The sequence below is a fragment of the Vibrio sp. CK2-1 genome, assembly GCF_021726515.1.
Taxonomy (GTDB): domain Bacteria; phylum Pseudomonadota; class Gammaproteobacteria; order Enterobacterales; family Vibrionaceae; genus Vibrio.
Window position 1 is genome coordinate 99,815 of record NZ_JAKKCJ010000005.1, and the last position, 20,735, is coordinate 120,549.

Annotated in this window: 13 protein-coding genes and 1 other annotated feature; of the genes, 6 read left to right on the top strand and 7 right to left on the bottom strand. The window is 42.7% G+C overall.

Translation table 11 applies throughout. The features are described from left to right. Positions 1 to 43: 43 nt before the first annotated feature. From L3V25_RS13560 to gltB, 5 genes are all read right to left on the bottom strand, one after another. Positions 44 to 886: a cobalamin-binding protein gene (locus L3V25_RS13560; protein ID WP_237296045.1), complete on the bottom strand. Its 843-nt coding sequence runs from the start codon at positions 884 to 886 to the stop codon at positions 44 to 46. An 80-nt stretch (positions 887 to 966) separates the two neighbouring features. Continuing rightward, positions 967 to 1,662: a 5'-methylthioadenosine/S-adenosylhomocysteine nucleosidase gene (gene mtnN, locus L3V25_RS13565; protein ID WP_237296046.1), complete on the bottom strand. Its 696-nt coding sequence runs from the start codon at positions 1,660 to 1,662 to the stop codon at positions 967 to 969. Positions 1,663 to 1,720: 58 nt separating this feature from the next. Further along, positions 1,721 to 2,158, bottom strand: a complete 438-nt coding sequence (locus tag L3V25_RS13570) for a DUF1499 domain-containing protein (protein ID WP_237296047.1) — start codon at positions 2,156 to 2,158, stop codon at positions 1,721 to 1,723. A 101-nt stretch (positions 2,159 to 2,259) separates the two neighbouring features. Further along, on the bottom strand, positions 2,260 to 3,729 hold the full coding sequence (locus L3V25_RS13575) for a glutamate synthase subunit beta (protein ID WP_237296048.1): 1,470 nt from the start codon (positions 3,727 to 3,729) through the stop codon (positions 2,260 to 2,262). Beyond that, positions 3,722 to 8,266 carry a glutamate synthase large subunit gene (gltB, locus tag L3V25_RS13580; RefSeq protein ID WP_237296104.1) on the bottom strand — a complete coding sequence of 1,515 codons (4,545 nt, stop codon included), beginning with the start codon at positions 8,264 to 8,266 and terminating at the stop codon, positions 3,722 to 3,724. The genes L3V25_RS13575 and gltB overlap by 8 nt, the downstream gene beginning before the upstream one ends. 638 nt (positions 8,267 to 8,904) lie before the next feature. On the opposite strand from gltB, the gene L3V25_RS13585 reads away from it, so the two are divergent. Together L3V25_RS13585 and arcB are read left to right on the top strand one after the other, a co-directional pair. After that, positions 8,905 to 10,653, top strand: coding sequence for a PAS domain-containing protein (locus L3V25_RS13585; protein WP_237296049.1), 1,749 nt, complete (start codon positions 8,905 to 8,907; stop codon positions 10,651 to 10,653). Beyond that, entirely contained in the window at positions 10,650 to 13,046 is a 2,397-nt protein-coding gene (gene arcB, locus L3V25_RS13590) for an aerobic respiration two-component sensor histidine kinase ArcB (protein ID WP_237296050.1), read from the top strand. The genes L3V25_RS13585 and arcB overlap by 4 nt, the downstream gene beginning before the upstream one ends. A gap of 88 nt (positions 13,047 to 13,134) precedes the next feature. On the opposite strand, the gene arcA is transcribed toward arcB, so the two are convergent. Then, a complete protein-coding gene (gene arcA / locus L3V25_RS13595; RefSeq protein WP_237296051.1) occupies positions 13,135 to 13,851 on the bottom strand; it encodes a two-component system response regulator ArcA in 717 nt (238 codons plus the stop codon). 465 nt (positions 13,852 to 14,316) lie between these two features. After that, positions 14,317 to 14,440 (top strand) — a sequence feature (Thr leader region). 33 nt (positions 14,441 to 14,473) lie between these two features. On the opposite strand from arcA, the gene thrA reads away from it, so the two are divergent. The 3 genes from thrA to thrC are packed head-to-tail and all read left to right on the top strand — an operon-like array spanning position 14,474 to position 19,196. Then, a complete protein-coding gene (gene thrA / locus L3V25_RS13600; protein ID WP_237296052.1) occupies positions 14,474 to 16,933 on the top strand; it encodes a bifunctional aspartate kinase/homoserine dehydrogenase I in 2,460 nt (819 codons plus the stop codon). A gap of 8 nt (positions 16,934 to 16,941) precedes the next feature. Then, complete coding sequence (thrB, locus tag L3V25_RS13605) at positions 16,942 to 17,910, top strand: homoserine kinase (protein ID WP_237296105.1); 969 nt, start codon at positions 16,942 to 16,944, stop codon at positions 17,908 to 17,910. After that, on the top strand, positions 17,907 to 19,196 hold the full coding sequence (gene thrC / locus L3V25_RS13610; RefSeq protein WP_237296053.1) for a threonine synthase: 1,290 nt from the start codon (positions 17,907 to 17,909) through the stop codon (positions 19,194 to 19,196). The genes thrB and thrC overlap by 4 nt, the downstream gene beginning before the upstream one ends. Positions 19,197 to 19,320: 124 nt before the next feature. Here thrC and grcA read toward each other — a convergent pair whose 3' ends face one another. Continuing rightward, entirely contained in the window at positions 19,321 to 19,698 is a 378-nt protein-coding gene (gene grcA / locus L3V25_RS13615) for an autonomous glycyl radical cofactor GrcA (protein WP_192999596.1), read from the bottom strand. A gap of 334 nt (positions 19,699 to 20,032) precedes the next feature. On the opposite strand from grcA, the gene ung reads away from it, so the two are divergent. Then, a complete protein-coding gene (ung, locus tag L3V25_RS13620; protein WP_237296106.1) occupies positions 20,033 to 20,728 on the top strand; it encodes a uracil-DNA glycosylase in 696 nt (231 codons plus the stop codon). The last annotated feature ends 7 nt before the right edge of the window (positions 20,729 to 20,735 follow it).

A 20,735-nucleotide genomic window follows, 5' to 3' on the forward strand; every position in this document is an offset into this window, starting at 1 on the left:
GTTGGCGCAGATTCTACTGGGAAAAACCGTTCACGCCAAATGGTTATTTTGCGCGAGCTTTATCAAAGTAACCACACACTTGTTTTATTGCTTTTAAGCTACGCATGGTTGGGCGTGATAACCAATCTGGGTTAACCGACCAGATAAAACCATGCTCAACTGCTGGTATCTGCGGCCAGTTTTGCCATCTAGTGTCATCGCTAGTGGCGAAATGAGAATTAAAAATCACCTCAGGTTGTAAGGCGATAACCTGTTCGACGCTGATTTGCGGATAAGCAACACGGGTAGTAGTTAGTACATTTTCTCCACCACAGATCTGAAAAATATCAGTCGGCCAATTGGGGTTAGTGACAGACATCATCGGCTTTTGGCTGAGTTGATAAAAATAGCGAACCTTGGCTTGATTGTGATACAGAGAGCGTAGTTGAGTTAACACAGCTTCAAATTTAGCGGCATTATTTTGCCCCAATGATGAGTCTTCCGCCCATAGGCTGAGTTGTCTTAGATTTTTGGGAATATCGTCCAAGCTTTCAATCGATGAGTAGTAGATAGGAATGCCAAATTTTTCTAATTGATCGAGCTCACGAGAGTTTGCATTTTTTTTCCATGCAATCACGAGATCGGGTTGTAGCGCTAAAATGCGTTCTAATTTGATGCCTTGATAATTAGCCACTTGCTCAATATTTTTGGCTTCTTGTGGGTAGTCACTAGCCTGGCTTACCCCAATCAGCTTATCGCCAAGTCCTGCAGAAAAAGCGAGTTCAGTAGCATGTGGAGATAGGGTTATTACACGTTGCGCTACATGGGGGGAAAGTGGGGCGGCTAATATTTTTGAGGATAAAAATAGCGTCAGTAAAATTAGCGATGTAACTATACGAGCGTACATATTTTATAGTTTCCTCATCCTTGAGCTATATTGATACCCAAGTTATTTGAAGATAAATCACTTGGGTATCAGTCTGTCACTTACTGCATTTGAGCAAGCATATTGATCACCATTTCTGATGAACGTTTGGCTGCAAGAGGTAGAAACTCCTCGAAGCTCATTGGTGATTCTTTATCTGCTACATCAGAAATGGCACGCACGATCACGAACGGTGTGCGGAACTGATGACAAGTTTGTGCAATGGCTGAGGCTTCCATTTCTACTGCAATCACATTAGGGAAATGTTGGCGGATAAACGCTTGTTTTTCTGGCGTACAAACAAAGGCATCACCAGTACAAATTAAACCACGTACCGCGTGAGTATCTTTCATGCCTTGTAGTGCTTTTTCTACGATCTCAATTAAGGTTGGATCGGCAGTGAAAGCCGCTGGTTGACCTGCCATTTGACCGATTTCATAACCAAATGCAGTGACATCGGCATCGTGGTGACGAACTTCTGTTGAGATCACCACATCACCTAGATTTAAACTTGGATCAAATCCGCCAGCAGAACCTGTGTTAATGATGACGTCAGGTTGGAAGCATTCAATTAATAGAGTGGTACCGATACTGGCTGAGACTTTACCAATACCTGATTGCAGAAGGATAATTGTCACATTATTAATGCTGCCAGTATAAAAAGTGCAACCACCTCGAGTTGTTGTTTCACAGCCAACCAGTGATTCTTTTAGTATCGCAACTTCTTGTTCCATTGCGCCAATAATGCCAACTTTCATAATCTGTCTACTCTATATGGGTCAAAGATGGCGGGATTGTAGCATAACAGATTTAATTTTAGGGGCTTGGTTTGAGTAAATTCGCGGCAATTAATTTTTCACGTAATGCTTCTACGCGGCTTTTGTTGACGCCAAAATCAGAGTAACCAACACGAGATTTTGAGCGAACCTGAAGCAGTGAGCCTTGTTTAACAATATGAAGATCATCAACAAATCTGAAAATCAGGCTGGTGGATTCTAAATGCAAGCGTTCATCGGTTTTGTTGACTGTTTTGGTTCTCTTTAAAGTCAATGCCACTTGCTCTATTTCATCGATAGTTGTCGCTTCTGAAATGAGTTCAAATGGGGCAACTTGATAATCACTTCTTAGCTCTTGAGTGGAAACACAGTTAGGTTTCGAGCTGCATAGTAAATCGGGATTATTATCTTTCATCGCATAACTCTGAGTACAACCAGTAAGTAATATAACCATAGCTAAGGTGCTGAGTTTTCGCATCTTTAATTACCTTTTTAATTTTAATACCTTGAGCTAATCCTCGTCAGGATACGAAAAAGCCCCGAATCAACGGGGCTTTGGGGATCATATTATTGAGTTGCTTACGCAGATTTCATCAAAGAATCGGCTCTTGCTTCTAGGTGTGAGTTACCCATTAGGTAAGCATCCACAGCACGAGCACATTCACGACCTTCATTGATACAACGAACAACCAGTGATTGACCAGTACGCATATCACCTGCTGCAAACACACCTTTTTGATTGGTAGCGTACCCTTCGGCTGCGACATTGCCTCGATCATCAAGTTTGATGTCCAATTGGGCAAGTACGCCGCTTGGCTCAGGATGTAAGAAGCCCATAGCTAAGAAAGCTTTGGTACATGGAATGACTCGCTCAGAGCCTTCCACTTCTTTAAATCCTGGGCGTTCACCTGGTTTGGCGTCATCCCATACAATATCTGCAATGCGTAATTCTTTTACATTACCGTTTTCATCGCCTATAAACTCTTTAGTCAAAATATTCCAATGACGCTCACAACCTTCTTCGTGAGAAGTGGTGGTTTTCATGATCATTGGATATTGAGGCCAAGGTTGGTTAGCCGGGCGTTGCTCAGGTGGAATCGGCATGATTTCTACTTGAGTAATGCTTGCTGCACCATGACGGTTTGATGTACCTACACAGTCAGAGCCAGTATCACCACCACCGATAACCACAACATGATCATCTTTAGCGTGAATTTCTTCACCTTTTAGATCCATGTTGTTAGCGCGACGGTTGTTTTGACCTAGGAATTCCATCGCAAAATGGACGCCTTTTAGCTCGCGGCCCGGAATTGGTAAATCACGAGGAACTGTAGAACCACCGGTAAGCAGTATCACATCAAATTCTTGACGCAATTGCTGAGCATTGATGTTAACGCCAATATGAGCATTAACTTCAAATTTAACGCCAGCTTCTGCCATCAAGTCGATTTTACGGTCGATGACGTCCATGCTGAGTTTAAAGTCAGGGATACCAAAACGTAGTAGGCCACCGACTTTTTCATCACGCTCAAATACGGTCACTGAGTGGCCCGCGGCATTGAGCTGTTCTGCTGCTGATAAACCAGCAGGGCCAGAACCGACAATCGCAATGGTTTTTCCTGTACGTTTACGAGGTTTACGTGCTTTAGCAAAGCCTTCTTTATAGGCGCGTTCAGCAATGTTTTTCTCGATATTACAAATCGTAATAGGGTCTTGGTTAATACCCAGTACACAAGCGGTTTCACATGGTGCAGGACACACGCGACCAGTAAATTCTGGGAAGTTATTGGTGCTGCTTAGAATATTCCAAGCCTCTTCCCAGCTATCACGGTATACCGCATCGTTAAATTCAGGAATGATGTTCCCAATTGGGCAGCCGCTATGACAAAACGGCACACCACAATCCATACAGCGAGAAGCTTGAGTATTGATTTTTTCACCAAACTCCTCATCGAGTACGAACTCTTTATTGTCTTGTATACGAACACTCGGATCGACTTTTTTCGGTAGTTCACGTCCGTGCTCTAAAAATCCAGTAGGCTTACCCATTGACGGCCTCCAACTCTTCCTTGTTTGCGGCTTGTTTGCGCTTTTGCAATACAGCTTTGTAATCACGAGGCATAACTTTTGCCAAGCTTGCTAGGTTGTTTTCAAAATCAGCTAAGAAGTTTTGCGCCACTGTACTTCCAGTGTACTCAACATGCTTGGTCAGCATATCTTTAATGAACGCTTTATCTTCAGCTTCAATTGGATCGACATCCACTAACTCTGGGTTGAGCTTCTTATCGAAGTCACCATCTTTATCCCACACATAAGCCACACCACCACTCATACCAGCAGCAAAGTTACGGCCTGTTGAGCCAAGGATAATGGCTGAACCACCAGTCATGTACTCACAACCATGGTCACCAACGCCTTCAACAACTACGTGTGCGCCAGAGTTACGAACGCAGAAACGTTCACCAGCCATACCACGGATAAAGGATTGACCTGATGTTGCACCGTAGAAACATACGTTACCCACTACGATGTTATCTTCAGCCACCACTGTCGAACGACGATCAGGGTAGAGTACTAATGTACCGCCTGATAGACCTTTACCCCAGTAGTCATTGGCATCGCCTTCCACTTCAAACTTAACGCCTTTTGCAAGGAAAGCACCGAATGACTGACCAGCAGAACCGGTGAACTTAACGTTCATTGGTTTTGGTAGACCTTGGTCTTTATATACTTTCGAAATTTCATTCGACAGCATAGTACCCGTACTACGGTCGGTATTAATGATAGGGAAGAGGGCTTCTACTGCTTCACCTTTAGTTAAAGCAGGTTGAGCTGCTTCAATTAACTTACGATCCAATACCGCTTCTAAGCCGTGATTTTGTGGTTTCTGATTGTAGATACCATCTTCAGCACGAGGCGGTTGAATATGAAGTACAGGGCTAAGATCGAGGTTCTTATATTTCCAGTGTTGGATATCATCACGTACTTTAAGTTTGTGAGATTGACCAACCATTTCATCGATAGTACGGAAACCAAGTTCTGCCATTACTTCACGCAAACCTTCAGCCATGTATTGGAAGAAAGTCACGACATCTTCTACGCGGCCATCAAAGCGCTCACGCAAGGTTTTGTTTTGTGTTGCGATACCAACTGGGCAAGTGTTTTTGTGACACTTACGCATCATGATACAGCCTTCAACCACTAGTGCAGCGGTTGCTACGCCCCATTCTTCTGCGCCAAGTAGTGTAGCGACAGCAAGGTCACGAGGTGTTTTCATCTGACCATCAGACTGAACAACGATACGGTTACGTAGGCCGTTTTTCAGTAGGGTTTGGTGAGTTTCGGCTAGGCCAAGTTCCCACGGTAAACCAGTGTGACGGATTGAAGACATAGGTGATGCACCTGTACCACCATCAAAGCCAGCAATGAGAACGACATCCGCTTTTGCTTTTGCAACGCCTGATGCAATGGTACCTACGCCCGCTTCTGATACTAGCTTGACGTTGACACGACCGTCGCGGTTAGCATTTTTCAGATCGTAGATCAGCTGAGCTAAATCTTCGATAGAGTAAATATCGTGATGCGGTGGTGGTGAAATTAAGCCAACTCCTGGAGTCGAGTGACGAGTCGCCCCGATCCAATCATCCACTTTATCACCTGGTAGCTGACCACCTTCACCTGGTTTCGCGCCTTGAGCCATCTTGATTTGTAGCTCATCAGCGTTAGTTAGGTAGTAAGAAGTTACGCCGAAACGACCTGAAGCAACCTGTTTGATTGCCGAACGTTCCCAGTCACCATTAGCCTTTTTCTCAAAGCGAATTGGGTCTTCACCACCTTCACCAGAGTTTGACTTAGCGCCAATACGGTTCATTGCAACCGCTAGGGTTGAGTGAGCTTCGTAAGAAATAGAACCAAAACTCATTGCACCTGTGGCAAAGCGTTTCAGAATTTTTTCAATTGGCTCAACTTCCTCAAGTGGTACTGAACCTGCTGGGTTTTTGATGAAATCTAGCTGACTACGTAGTGTTGCAGCGTTATCACCTTGATCATCAACCGTTTTCGCGTATTGCTTAAACTGCGCGTAGTCTTTGTTACGTGTCGATTGTTGCAACAATGAAATCGTTTCAGGGTTAAACAGGTGTTTTTCACCACGTTGTTTCCACTGGTAAACCCCACCGACATCCAACATTTGAATTGGGATTTCACGGGTTGGGTAACCGACACGATGGCGGATCAACACTTCGCGTGCGATATCGTCAATGGTTAAACCTTGAATACGAGAAACGGTACCTGTGAAGTATTTATCAACGACAGATTTACTAATACCAAGCGCTTCAAAGATTTGTGCGCCATGGTAAGACTGTAGTGTAGAAATACCCATTTTAGAGAAAATCTTCAACAAGCCAGCATTGATGCCTTTACGGTAGTTGTTGAAGTAGTCTTCAGTTGGGACTTCAGGATCGAGTTTTTTCTTCTTCTGAAGATCAACAATCGTTTCTGTGACCAAGTATGGGTTAACCGCATTGGCACCGTAACCGACTAGAGTTGCAAAGTGGTGCGTTTCGCGAGCATCACCTGTTTCGATCACGATGTCACATTTCGCACGTAAACCTTTACGGATTAAGTGGTGATGTACTGCGCCAACCGCCAACATGGCTGGAATTGCCGCGTGGTTAGAGTTGGTTGCACGGTCGGTTAACAGAATAATCGAGTAACCATCTACCACTGCATCTTCTGCATATTGGCAAATGCGTTTTAGTGCACGCTCTAGTTTACCCGGCTCTTCGGTGGCACGGAAAACGATGTCTAATGTTTTGGCTTGCAAGTGCTCATTATCGATTGCACGTAGTTTCTCAAGCTCTGCATTAGATAAAACAGGTGACTCTAACTCTACTTTTCGACAGTGTTCAGGCGTTTCAGTTAACAGGTTATGGTCACGACCTAGGTAGGTGTTAAGTGACATAACCATGCGCTCACGAATCGGATCGATTGGTGGGTTAGTTACCTGAGCAAACAGCTGCTTGAAGTAGTGTGATAAGTGCTGAGATTGGTGTGACAATATTGCTAATGGCCAGTCTGCACCCATTGACATCAGAGGTTCATAACCCGTTTCTGCGAGCACATGAATGATGTCGTTGACTTCTTCGCTAGTAATACCAAACGCTTGTTGATGTTGTAGCAAGCGAGCAGGAGAAGGCTGGTGATGCATGTTATCGGCATCAGGCAGAGTTTTTAGAGTAAGTAGGTTGTCTTGAACCCATTGCTCATAAGGCTTAGCGGTAGCAATACTATCTTTTACTTCTTCATCAGAAATAATACGACCTTGTTCTAGATCGGCAACAAAGATACGACCTGGCTGTAAGCGGCCACGGTATTCAATGTTCTCTGGTGCAATTTCAACTGCGCCAGATTCTGATGCCATTACCAAGAAATCATCTTTGGTTACGGTATAGCGAGAAGGACGTAAACCGTTACGGTCAAGTGTTGCACCTACTTGAACACCATCGGTGAAACAAACAGAAGCCGGGCCATCCCAAGGTTCCATGATGTTGGCATGGTATTGGTAGAATGCACGACGGGCTGGATCCATGTTTTTATTTTCTTGCCATGCCTCAGGAATCAACATCATTAAAGCATGTGGCAAGCTACGGCCAGAAAGAACCAGTAGTTCTAATGCCATATCAAAGTTAGATGAATCTGAACCATTCTCAGAACAAATCGGCAGTAGCATGTCGATTTCGGCTTTTGAGAATAAGTTTGATTCTAAAATGGCTTCACGAGCTTTCATCCAGTTTAAGTTGCCGCGTACGGTGTTTATCTCACCATTGTGGGCAATGTAACGGAATGGCTGTGCAAGACGCCATCTTGGGAATGTGTTGGTTGAAAAGCGAGAATGCACAAGTGCTAACGCTGTCACCATGGTTGGGTTTTGTAGATCTAAGAAGTATTGAGGAACTTGATCTGTGGTGAGCTGGCCTTTATAAACCAAAGTCTTATAAGACAATGAGTTGATATAGAAATCATCGCCAATGTTAGATACAGACTCAAGACACACGCGAACTGTGTAGTTACGTAGCACATAAAGCTTACGCTCAAGCTCTGCTGGATCCATGCTCGGGCCACCAGAAATGAAAACGTGTTCGAATTGAGGTTCGGTGCTGAGTGGATCTTCGCCGATCATTGAATTATCGACTGGTAAAACACGGTAGCCTAAAATTTCAAGATCAAGGCGCTTAGCATTGCGTTCTAAAATATCGCGACACTGTTGGCGTTTATGCTCATCTTTAGGGAATAGAACAACACCAACACCATATTTTTCAAATGATGGGAGTTTGATACCGAGTTTGACGGCTTCTTCTAAAAGAAATTCATGAGGTTTTTGCAGTAAGATACCTGCACCATCACCACTACAAGGGTCACAACCTTGACCACCGCGGTGTTCCATGCGGGCTAGCATATCCAGCGCCTGTGTTACCACAGCGTGAGATTTACGGTTTTTTAAGTGAGCAACAAAACCGATCCCACAGGCATCATGCTCCAGCTCAGGAGTGTACAATCCTTGTGTACTTTGCTCTCTACTTACCATAGATACATCCTTCCAAGTTAAATGGCAGCTTAGCGAATCAGCGTCTATGCTTATCGACATGGCTACTTTGTCCTTTTATGTACTTATAATCTTCCTTACTGACATTGCTCGGTCTAGTAAGTGCGATTCCTTTCAATTATTCGCAGAAAACTATTTGCGAAAAAAGTTGTTTCTTAGTTCCTTTGGGAAGTGATACAAAACACTAGTGGTTTTTTATTCTTCCATTCAAGGAAATGCTAGCGATTTATTCCTAAATATTGACGTGACATCTATCACGAAAAACACAGCATCGTGCCCCCATCCTACATTTTTGTACTATGTAATTCCAACGAAAGTTACACAAAAATGATTAATTTTTTTTCGTAATTTGCATATTAAAAGACCATAGGGTCACTATCATGTGGAAAGTATGCTGTTTTTTTGAATTTTTATTTATTTTTGTTTGCTTATCGGTTCAGGGGAATTAGAGTGAAATCACTGTTATTTATAAGGGCTACCCTCATTACAGTAGAAAGAACTGTGGACACAAGTATTTTTGATTGAGGAAAGTTTTATAGTTGAAGTGTGAAACAATCCGCCACAATCAATCTATTTACTTGTAATATATGCGAGTTAATTTTGAAGCGATATGGTGGAACATGGAGTGGTTTTCGTTGTTAGAGCATACCTTTGTATTAGATGCTCTAGTTATCCTATTATTTTTAATCGTGATTTATTATTTTCATCATACTCGCCGAACCGGTTTAGTCTTTTCTATTAAAGATGCTCCTACTGCGATCTTTTTGGTGGAAGCTGATACCGGTGTGGTGGTTGATGCAAACCGTAAGGCAATGCAACAGTTATCAATCCGCCAAGTAGGGTTACGCTTTTTACTTCCAGCTCGAGTTTCCTCTCAACAATTACTCTCTATTCTGGATGCTGCGCGAATGAATCCGCATCAAGAATGGGAAGTATCGGATACCAATAAACCCTCAATTCACCTCACTCAGCACTCTGCTCGCTATCGGGGTCGTAACACTTTGGTCGTCCATGCCACTAAATCTCAATATGTCGAGCGTGATAACAATCTTCCACTGACTTTAGAAGCATTAAATTGCCTGTCTGAGCATATCTTCATTAAAGGTGTCGATGGTGAAATGCTATTTACCAATCGAGCTTATGAGAGATTTTGGTTAAATAGAGAGCAAGAGGGGGTTGCCGCTGAAGATATCAATATCATCCGTGGAACAAGTTCCTATCCGCGATGGACGACTGATCCTAATGGTGATAATTGCTTACTTGAAACCCATCTCACGCCCATAATCTCTGAAGATGGCAGCGTGAAGGCCGTCATTGGAATTAGTCATGATGTTTCCGATTGGTATTATACCCAGCAATCTTATTCAGATGAGATGGATAAACGACGCACTATAGAGCTTGATCTCGCAAGAAGTGAGACCCTATTGCAGTCTATATTACGAGCATCGCCCGATCCTATTGCGATGTTTAACCAAAACCGTATTCACGAAGCTTGTAATCAGGCATATGCAGACTCACTAGGCATTGCCAAAACTGAAGATATTATTGGTCATAGTCTTGATGAAATCTTGCCACCACAGATCGCCCAAAGGTTTTCCGCGACAGATACTAAAGTACTCGAAGAAAAACAGACGCTTCGCTTTATTGATAAAGTGAAAAACATTGATGGTAAGCCAACTTGGTATGACGTATTAAAAGCGCCTTATACCGAACCTTTCACGGGAAATACTGGCGCTTTAGTCATTGCTAGAGATGTTACCGAGCATTTTTTAGTTAAGCAGCAATTGGCTAAAGCAAACGAAGAATTACAAGAACTAAGCCATTTTGACCAAAGGTTGAAAATTTCTAACACTCGACATTTTTACAGCCAATTACAAGCCGTTTGGCGACTACAATTACGTCAACAATCACCATTAACTGTGATGATTTGTCATGTGAATATTAATCAGCGTGAGCAAACGCATGATACAGAGCAAATGGACTCTGAGCTATTGGTGACTATTGCTGAAAAATTCGAAGAAGTGATTCAAAGGGGAGCCGACTTGCTCGCGGTTGGTGAGTTTGACGGTGAGTTCTTGCTGCTATTACCGGAAACTCAAGCACCAGCCTGTCTATTGGTGGCAGATAAGATCCATCAAACGATTGCTGAATTTAATACTGAACATCAGACTTCCTTGGGATCAGAATGCTTTACGGTCAATGTTGGTGTTGCTAGTGGCATTCCGCAAAAAGATTTAAGTTCACTGTCTATTGTTGAAACGGCTCGCCAAGCGCTTGATGCGGCTAAGTTGGGCGGGAACAATCAAACTCAGCTTAAAACCTTACATTCTTCTCTACAGGCTAGATCAGGAGATCAGACTTCATCATGAATGTGTTAAAAAACCTTGCCCAATATTATGTCGATTTATTGGTTAAATTGGGAATGGTTAAATTCTCTATGTTGCTGGCGTTGGCGTTAGTGTGCTTTTCAGTATTACTGCAAGCGGTCGTCAGCCTAGTGTTGATCGGGCATATAGAGAATATTGTGATTATTCGCTCGGTATTTTTTGGTTTATTAATTACTCCTTGGGCGGTGTATTTTTTAACGGTTGTGGTCGATCAACTTGAAGAGTCTCGTCAGCGCTTAACTAAAATGGTCGATAAGCTCAAAGATATGCGTCAACGCGATCATCAATTAAATATAGAGCTGCAAAATAATATACATAAGTTGAATCAAGAAATTAATGAAAGAAAGAAAGCAGAAGAAGCTCGTTTAGAGGTTATGCAAGACCTTGAAAATGAGGTTTATCAACGTGAAAAAGCTCAAGTGGAGTTGGCAGAGCGTACCGCTTTATTGCGCTCATTTTTGGATGCTTCCCCTGATCTCATTTATTACCGCAATACCGAAGGGCTGTTCTCCGGTTGTAACCGTGCTTTCGAAGAATTAGTTGGATTAACAGAATCTGAGCTGGTGGGATTATCGATATACGATGTATATAAAGATAATTCGACTCATCAGCAAGTAGAAGAGACGGATAAAACGGTTTTTCTAGAGAACCGAGAGTTGGCCTACGATCTGTGGCTTGAATACCCAGATGGTAAAAAAGCGTACTTTGAGTTTCGCAAGTTGCCGTTCTATAACAAGTCAAACCAATTGCTGGGCTTAGTGGGCTTTGGGCGAGATATTACCGAACGCAAGGCATATCAAGACGCGCTACTTAAAGCCAGCCAAGATAAAACCAAGTTTATCTCAACCATCAGTCATGAACTAAGAACGCCTCTAAACGGTATTGTCGGGTTAAGTCGTATATTACTCGACTCAAAGCTCGATCAAGAACAACGTCAGTACATGCAGACTATCAATATCAGCGCCATTACCTTAGGCCATATATTTAATGATGTGATTGATCTTGATAAGTTTGATCGTAAAGAACTTGAGCTGCTTCCAACGGCAACAGACTTCCACAGTTTCATCACTGATGTTGAAACCATTTCCTGTTTAATGGCTGAGCAAAAAGGGCTTACGTTTGAGCTCGATCGCCTAACTGACCTTCCGCCTGCGATTATGGTGGATGCCACTCGATTGCGCCAAGTGTTGTGGAATTTAGTTAGCAATGCGATGAAATTTACCAAGCAAGGCGGCGTGACCATTAATGTTAGTGCCGATGTGGATGGGGATATTGCTAATATTGAGTTTGAAATCGAAGATACTGGTATCGGTATTCCAGAGCATGAAGTCGATAATATCTTTGGCATGTACTACCAAGTGAAGTCGGGTAAAGACAACTTACATGCCGTCGGTACTGGAATTGGTTTAGCCGTTTCGCAAGAGTTTGCTCATCGTATGGGAGGCGAAATTAGCGTCTCAAGTGAACTAGGGTTTGGTAGCACCTTTGTGGTGTCGATTCGAGTGCCTGTCACGCAAATAGAAGAAGCCATTGGTCATGTGGAATCACAACCTAGTCTGCGTATTTTTATGGTGGAAGATATTGAGCTAAATGTCACTGTGGCTCGCTCGGTATTAGAAAACTTAGGGCATAGTCTTAACGTGGCAATGTCAGGAGAAGAGGCGCTGAGATGCTTTAAACCAGAAGATTATGATTTGGTCTTTTTAGATATTCAATTGCCCGATATGACCGGCTTTGATATTGCTCAGCAGCTCCGACAAACCTATTCCCAGCTACCACCACTCGTTGCTTTGACTGCCAATGTGATGACCAATAAGCAGGAATACATTGAAAAAGGCATGGATGCTGCGATCAGTAAGCCATTATCGATTAAAGATATTAATCAGGTAGTGGGTGATTTTTTTGGAAGTAAATCTTCTGGTCATAATTCATCCGGAGCTAAATCATCAGGGGCTAAATCAGCCCCTAAAATAGCGGTAAACTCACCAAATACGGAAGGGGGAAGCCAACAAGAGGAAACTCAACTATCGGTGATTGATACTGAAATGTTGCTCTCTTATCTTGATATTGTTGGCAAGCAGCCGGTTTTAGATAGCCTACTGATGTTTGAGCAAACCATTCCTGATTATATGCAGCAACTCAATCAGTATTTAAGTGCTGGTGATGATGAGAATGTAGTTTCGGAAGCGCACAAAATAAAAGGCGCTGCGGGCTCGGTGGGTTTGCAACGCATTCAGCAACTCGCTCAACTGGCTCAAACACCTGATGCTGCGGAATGGCGAGAAAATGTCGCAGGCTGGATAGAGAAAATGAATCAATATTACCAGCAAGATATTAATACCTTGAAGCAATGGATAGAGCAATATAAGAAGTAACTTGGGTATAGCCATAAAACAAAAGGCCCCGCACTTTCTTTAATAAAGAAATGCGGGGCCTTTTAGTTAGCTAGTGTTTTAAGCTTGATTATTCGCTTAGTTCACCGCAGAAACGATAACCTTCACCGTGAATCGTTGCGATGATTTCAGGAGTATCAGCGATTGATTCAAAGTGCTTACGAATACGACGAATCGTTACGTCAACAGTACGGTCGTGTGGTTTCAATTCGCGGCCGGTCATTTTTTTCAATAGATCGGCACGAGTTTGAATTTTGCCTGGATTCTCGCAGAAGTGCAGTAATGCGCGGAATTCAGAGCGCGGTAGCTTGTAGCTTTCACCCATAGGGTTAACTAATGAGCGGCTATTGATATCAAGTACCCAACCGTTGAACTCGTATTTTTCAACCGTACGTTTGTCTTCTTGTGCATCACCACTATGCATAGAGCGTTGTAGTAAGTTGCGAGCACGAATAGTTAATTCACGAGGGTTAAATGGTTTTGTGATGTAGTCATCCGCACCGATTTCTAAGCCTAAGATTTTATCAACTTCGTTGTCGCGACCGGTTAAGAACATAAGCGCAACATTCGCTTGTTCTCTTAGTTCACGAGCCAGAAGTAGGCCATTTTTACCAGGTAGATTGATATCCATAATCACCAAGTTAATTGGGTTTTCGGACAAAATCTGGTGCATGTTATCGCCATCAATGGCCTCAAAAACAGTATATCCTTCTGCTTCAAAAATAGTCTTCAGCGTATTGCGTGTGACTTGTTCATCTTCAACGATAAGAATTTGTGGGGTATGCATAGGAGTACCTAAATCATGACTTTAAATGGTTTATTAATTCTAGATAAAAATAACATTTTGCTAGCAACTTTATTTACATCATGGGAGTCATTAGCAGTAAAACAGTTTACAAGCACAGCTTTAATATAGATAAAAATAGAAAAAGCAGCTGAGTTGTTGAGTATGTGTTTGAGTCTACAGTCTTAACAGCTTGCTAACAATAAGTGAATATAGCCTAATTCTCGGTTTGTTGATTTGCATCAATCAGTTTGAAAGGAGAATGTTAAATCTCAGTGACGGTTATTCTATTAATGATGATTTTATTCAGGGCGAGATAGGATGCTTGAATTGGTGAGAGATGAGTATTTTGTGTCTTTGGTCTGTATTTTTGAGCAAAATGAGAATAAAGGTAACTTTTCATTGACTCTTCGCCTTTAAATCGGTAAATGTAGAGATAGTTGATAACAAATAAGACATAGACTATGACGTTTTTAACCAGCACCATCATTATGACCTCAATTATGACCGACACCATTAATGTTGGGGCAGGCTGGTAAGCGAAAGTTTTCAAAAAAAGGCCTGTATCCCACCAGATACAGGCCTTTTTTTATGCAAATTTAGAAGTGAAATTTTGGAGGAAGGGATGCGAGTACTAAAATTTGGAGGGTCTTCACTGGCCGATGCTGACCGATTTTTAAGGGCAGCAGATATAATTATTAACAATGCTCAACAAGAAGATTTGGCCGTGGTGCTTTCTGCACCGGGTAAAACGACCAATAAATTGGTTGCAGTGATTGAAAATACACTAAAAAATGGTGAAGCAGAGTTATTAATTAATGACTTAGAACAATCATTTTATGATCTTTTTGAGCAAATCAAACAACAAGTCGAAGGATTGGAATACTTAGCGTTTGATACTCAAGTTAAGACCTCAATGAAGCAACTTCGTCAATATGTGCACGGTATGGCGCTATTAGGAATGTGCCCCGATCATGTCAATGCGCGCATCATCAGTAAAGGTGAGCGTATTTCCATTCAATTAATGAAAGCGGTTATCGAGGCCAAAGGTAAGCCTGCGAGCTTAATTGATCCGGTTGAGTACCTGTTTGCGAAAGGCGATCATTTAGAAGCCATGGTCGATGTGGATATTTCGACAGGCAACTTCCAGCGCAAACCTCTACCAGCGGGTCATATTAATATCATGCCTGGCTTTACTGCTGGTAATGCTAAAGGCGAATTGGTGACTTTAGGCCGTAATGGATCTGACTACTCTGCAGCGGTATTGGCAGCGTGTTTACGTGCAGATTGTTGTGAAATCTGGACAGATGTAGACGGCGTTTATAACTGTGACCCTAGATTAGTTGAAGATGCACGGTTACTGAAATCGCTAAGCTATCAAGAGGCGATGGAGCTATCTTATTTTGGCGCTTCAGTACTTCACCCTAAAACCATCGCTCCTATTGCCCAATTTCAAATCCCTTGTTTAATCAAAAATAGCTTTAATCCTCAAGGTGCTGGCACCTTAATTGGTCAAGATACTGGCGAAGATAACCTTGCGATCAAAGGAATTACCACCTTAAGCCAACTGACAATGGTCAATGTTTCTGGCCCTGGTATGAAAGGCATGGTTGGCATGGCGAGCCGTGTATTTGGCGCGATGTCGACATCGGGTGTTTCCATTGTCTTGATCACTCAATCATCATCGGAATACAGCATTAGTTTCTGTATTGAAGCGCAAGATAAAGAGAAAGCTGAGCAAGCCTTGCAAGAGGGCTTCGAACTTGAGTTAAAAGATGGGTTGCTTGACCCTATTGAGTTTACTGATGATGTTGCGATTGTAACTTTAGTCGGTGACAAGATGCGTACCGCACGTGGTGTAGCTTCACAATTCTTTGCTTCACTTGCTGAGGTGAACGTGAATGTCGTCGCCATTGCTCAAGGCTCTTCAGAGCGCGCGATTTCTGCGGTTATTCCAGAAGATAAAATCTCAGTTGCCATCAAAGCTTGTCACGAGAATCTATTTAATTCTAAGCACTTCCTCGATGTATTCGTGGTTGGTGTCGGTGGTGTTGGTGGCGAGCTGGTCGATCAGTTCCAACGTCAACAAGCCAAATTGGCAGAAAAAGGCATTGTGATTCGAGTATGCGGTTTAGCTAACTCAAAAGGTTTACTACTTGATAGTGATGGTTTACCGCTAGAAAATTGGCGTGACCGCATGGCGCATGCCAGGGAAGAGTTCAGCCTAGCGCGTATGATCGCTTTGGTGCAACGTAACCACATTATTAACCCAGTATTAGTCGATTGTACTTCGAGTGAATCTATCGCCAATCAATACACCGACTTCTTAGCGGCAGGTTTCCATGTAGTGACACCGAATAAGAAAGCCAATACTGCGAGCATGAGTTACTACCATCAACTACGAGAAACCGCGAGAAGTACTCGCCGTAAATTGATGTATGAAACAACGGTAGGCGCGGGCTTACCGGTTATTGAAAACTTGCAAAACTTAATCTCAGCGGGGGATGAATTAGAGAAATTTAATGGCATTTTATCCGGCTCGCTATCTTACATTTTTGGCAAGCTAGATGAAGGCATGACGTTAAGCCAAGCGACCAATATCGCTAATGAAAATGGCTTTACTGAACCGGATCCTCGTGACGATCTCTCTGGTATGGATGTGGCGCGTAAATTGCTGATCCTTGCTCGTGAAGCGGGTATGGAACTTGAGCTTGATGATGTGATTGTTGAACAAGCTCTACCACCGGGCTTTGATGATTCAGGTAGTGTTGCTGAGTTTATGGAGCGACTACCACAAGCGGATGCTTACTTTGCAGACCTTTCAGCAAAAGCTGCTCAAGAGGGCAAAGTATTGCGCTATGTTGGCACGATTGAAGACGGCCAATGTAAAGTGAAAATGATTGCGGTGGATGAAAATGATCCTATGTATAAAATTAAAGATGGCGAGAATGCGCTAGCCTTTTATAGTCGTTATTATCAACCAATTCCATTGGTGTTGCGTGGCTATGGCGCTGGTACTCAAGTGACCGCAGCGGGCGTATTCTCTGATGTGATGCGTACTTTAGGTTGGAAATTAGGAGTTTAATTATGTCTATGTCTCAACCTCAAAGTGTCGCAGTATATGCACCGGCCTCAATCGGTAATGTCAGTGTTGGCTTTGATGTTCTTGGCGCTGCAGTATCACCAATTGATGGTACTTTGCTTGGTGACCGAGTTTTAGTTAAATCATCGGATTCATCATTTGATTTGAAAACCGCAGGAAGCTTTGTTGCGAAGCTTCCAACTGACCCGAAAGAGAATATTGTCTACCATTGTTGGCAAGTATTTGCCCGTGAATTGGAAAAGAAAAATATTCCTTTATTGCCACTGGAAATGACACTAGAAAAAAACATGCCGATTGGCTCGGGTTTAGGCTCTAGTGCTTGTTCCATTGTAGCGGCACTAGATGCGTTAAACCGCTTTCACCAGCAACCATTAAATGAAATGGAACTGCTAGCGTTAATGGGTGAAATGGAAGGACAAATTTCTGGTGGCATTCACTACGATAACGTTGCGCCTTGTTTCCTCGGTGGCTTGCAGTTAATGCTGGAAGAACTTGGGATTATCAGCCAAGAAGTGCCTTGTTTTGATGACTGGTATTGGGTAATGGCTTATCCGGGCATTAAAGTGTCGACAGCAGAAGCACGCTCAATTTTACCTTCTCAATATCGTCGCCAAGATATTATTGCTCATGGTCGTCACCTCGGTGGCTTTATTCATGCGTGCCATTCTGGGCAACCAGAGCTAGCAGCTAAATTGATTAAAGATGTGATTGCAGAACCTTATCGAGCTAAGTTATTGCCTGGTTTTGCAGATGCACGTCAATATGCGATGTCGGCGGGCGCATTAGCCTGCGGTATTTCCGGTTCTGGGCCAACACTGTTTACTATTTGTAGTAAGAAAGATGTGGCAGAACGAGTCGCACATTGGTTAAATGAAAATTACATACAAAATGATGAAGGTTTCGTGCATATTTGTCGTTTAGACAAGGAAGGTTCGAGAGTAACAGGAAGTGAATTATGAAGCTGTACAATATAAAAGAAAATGATGAACAGGTCTCTTTTGGCCAAGCGGTACGTCAAGGTCTAGGCCGTAATCAAGGGTTATTTTTCCCATCAGAATTACCTAAGTTTGATGATATCGAATCACTGCTAGCGGAAGATTTTATCAGCCGTAGCAGTAAGATTTTATCAGCGTTAATTGGCGATGAGTTAACTGCTGAGCAGGTGAGTCAACTGGTGTCGGCAGCTTTTCAATTTCCAGCACCGATTAAATCAGTCAAAGATGGCGTTTACGCTCTAGAGCTTTTCCATGGTCCGACGTTGGCTTTTAAAGATTTCGGCGGCCGTTTTATGGCGCAATCTTTGGCGGCTGTCACTGCAGATAAAGGCCAGAAGATTACCATATTAACCGCGACTTCTGGTGATACTGGTGCTGCCGTTGCCCATGCTTTTTATGGTATGGAAAACATTAATGTGGTGATCTTGTATCCAAAAGGAAAGATCAGCCCATTACAAGAAAAACTATTTTGTACCCTAGGTGGCAATATTCACACTGTGGCGATTGATGGTGATTTTGATGCATGCCAATCATTAGTAAAACAAGCTTTTGATGATCAAGCATTGCGTGAAGAGATCGGCCTTAACTCAGCCAACTCAATCAACATCAGCCGCTTAATGGCGCAAATATGCTACTACTTTGAAGCTGCAGCTCAAATGACTAAAGCTGAGCGTGATAATTTAGTTATTTCAGTACCTAGTGGTAACTTTGGTAACTTAACTGCTGGCCTACTGGCTAAAGCGTTAGGGCTACCGATCAAGCGCTTTATTGCCGCAACCAATGCTAATGATACGGTGCCTCGTTACCTTGAAACTGGTAAATGGGATCCAAAACCAACCGTCGCGACAACGTCTAACGCGATGGATGTTAGCCAACCGAATAACTGGCCGCGCATTGAAGAACTATGCCGCATTAAAGGTTGGGGTCTAGATACACTAGGCAAAGGCATGGTAACGGACACAGAAAGTGCTGAATCTGTGGTTGAGCTGAATAACCTTGGTTACTTATGTGAGCCGCATGGTGCGATTGCATACCGAGTTCTAACTCAGCAGCTTCAAGAAGGTGAAACCGGTTTATTCTTATGTACCGCGCATCCAGCTAAATTCAAAGAAGTTGTGGATGAGATCCTGGATACAGATATCGATGTTCCTGGCCCATTAGCAAAACACGGTGCGATGGAATTGCTTTCTGAAGATCTTGCGGCAGATTTTGATTTGCTGAAAGAAGTGTTGAGAAGAGTGCAGGGTTAACCGTAGCTCGAAAGCTCGTTACTAGTCACTCGAAAAAGAAAAGCTCAAAAGAGATTGAATTCTTTTGAGCTTTTTTATTTATATGAATTCCGAGCTACGAGAAACGTAAACCCGAAAATCGTTATTACATAGACTCTGTAAACGTACGAGCGATAACGTCGCGTTGTTGCTCAGCCGTTAGAGAGTTAAAACGTACAGCGTAGCCAGAAACACGGATAGTTAGCTGTGGGTAGTTTTCTGGGTTAGCAACAGCGTCTTCTAGCGTTTCGCGAGAAAGAACGTTTACGTTTAGGTGTTGACCACCTTCGATGCGTGGTGCAGTTTCAATTTTTACTTCACGGTATTCGATGTCGCCTAGAGAATCTGCAGCAACAACTTGATCCGCTTCAAAGCCAGCTTCAGCGGCAACACAACGTGCTTCATTTTTGTCGCTATCTAGTAACCAGATAGAGTTTAGTAAATCGTCGTTTGCTGCTTTAGTAATTTGGATACCTTGGATCATGCCCATCTCCTTTGCCACCTAAGTGGAATTAAATATGATGTTGTTTTCGAACTAATTGATGACGCCATTATATACTTAATAACCACAGTATTAATATTGATTTAAATCAATAAACCACCAAAATTAGATTTCATTATTGGTGTGTTTTCTTGCTGTAAATCAAGAAAACCAAAAGAAATAAGGGGTTATAAGATTATTTGAAACTCTAAAAAATAATTGAAGCATAAATATGTGGTTAATTTACTACGAAAATAACCGCATCCTTGTGGTTCGTCTTGGGCTCTCCTCGCGATACAATGACAAAATAAATTGAAAAAATAATAGGGATTAAATGATGTCAACATGGGCTGGTGTGATCGAAAATGAAAAACAACAAAGCTACTTTAAACAGCTTGAAAGCTTTGTTGCGAGTGAGCGATCTCAAGGTAAAAACATATACCCGGAAGATAGTTTGGTTTTTTCAGCATTTGACCATACCCCATTTGATCAAGTGAAAGTGGTGATACTAGGGCAAGATCCTTATCACGGGCCTAATCAAGCGCATGGTTTGGCTTTCTCGGTACAACCTGGGATTAAAACGCCGCCTTCTTTAGTCAATATGTATAAAGAACTGGCGCAAGATATCGAAGGTTTTACCATTCCGAGTCACGGCAACTTAGTGTCTTGGGCTGAGCAAGGTGTGCTGTTGTTAAATACCGTATTGACGGTGGAACAAGGTAAGGCGCATTCGCATGCTAAGTCTGGTTGGGAAAAGTTTACCGACCAAGTGATTGCAGAATTAAATCAAACGCATAGCGGATTGGTTTTTCTATTGTGGGGAGCGCATGCGCAGAAAAAAGGCGCGTCCATCGACACATCTAAGCACTATATTTTGACCGCTCCTCATCCATCACCTCTTTCTGCTCATCGTGGTTTCTTTGGTTGTCAGCATTTTTCTCAAGCTAATACTCTTTTATTACAGCAAGGTAAGTCGCCAATAAACTGGGCCTCGGTGAGTTTGCAACAAAATGAACAATTTGAATTGATTTGAGCTTATT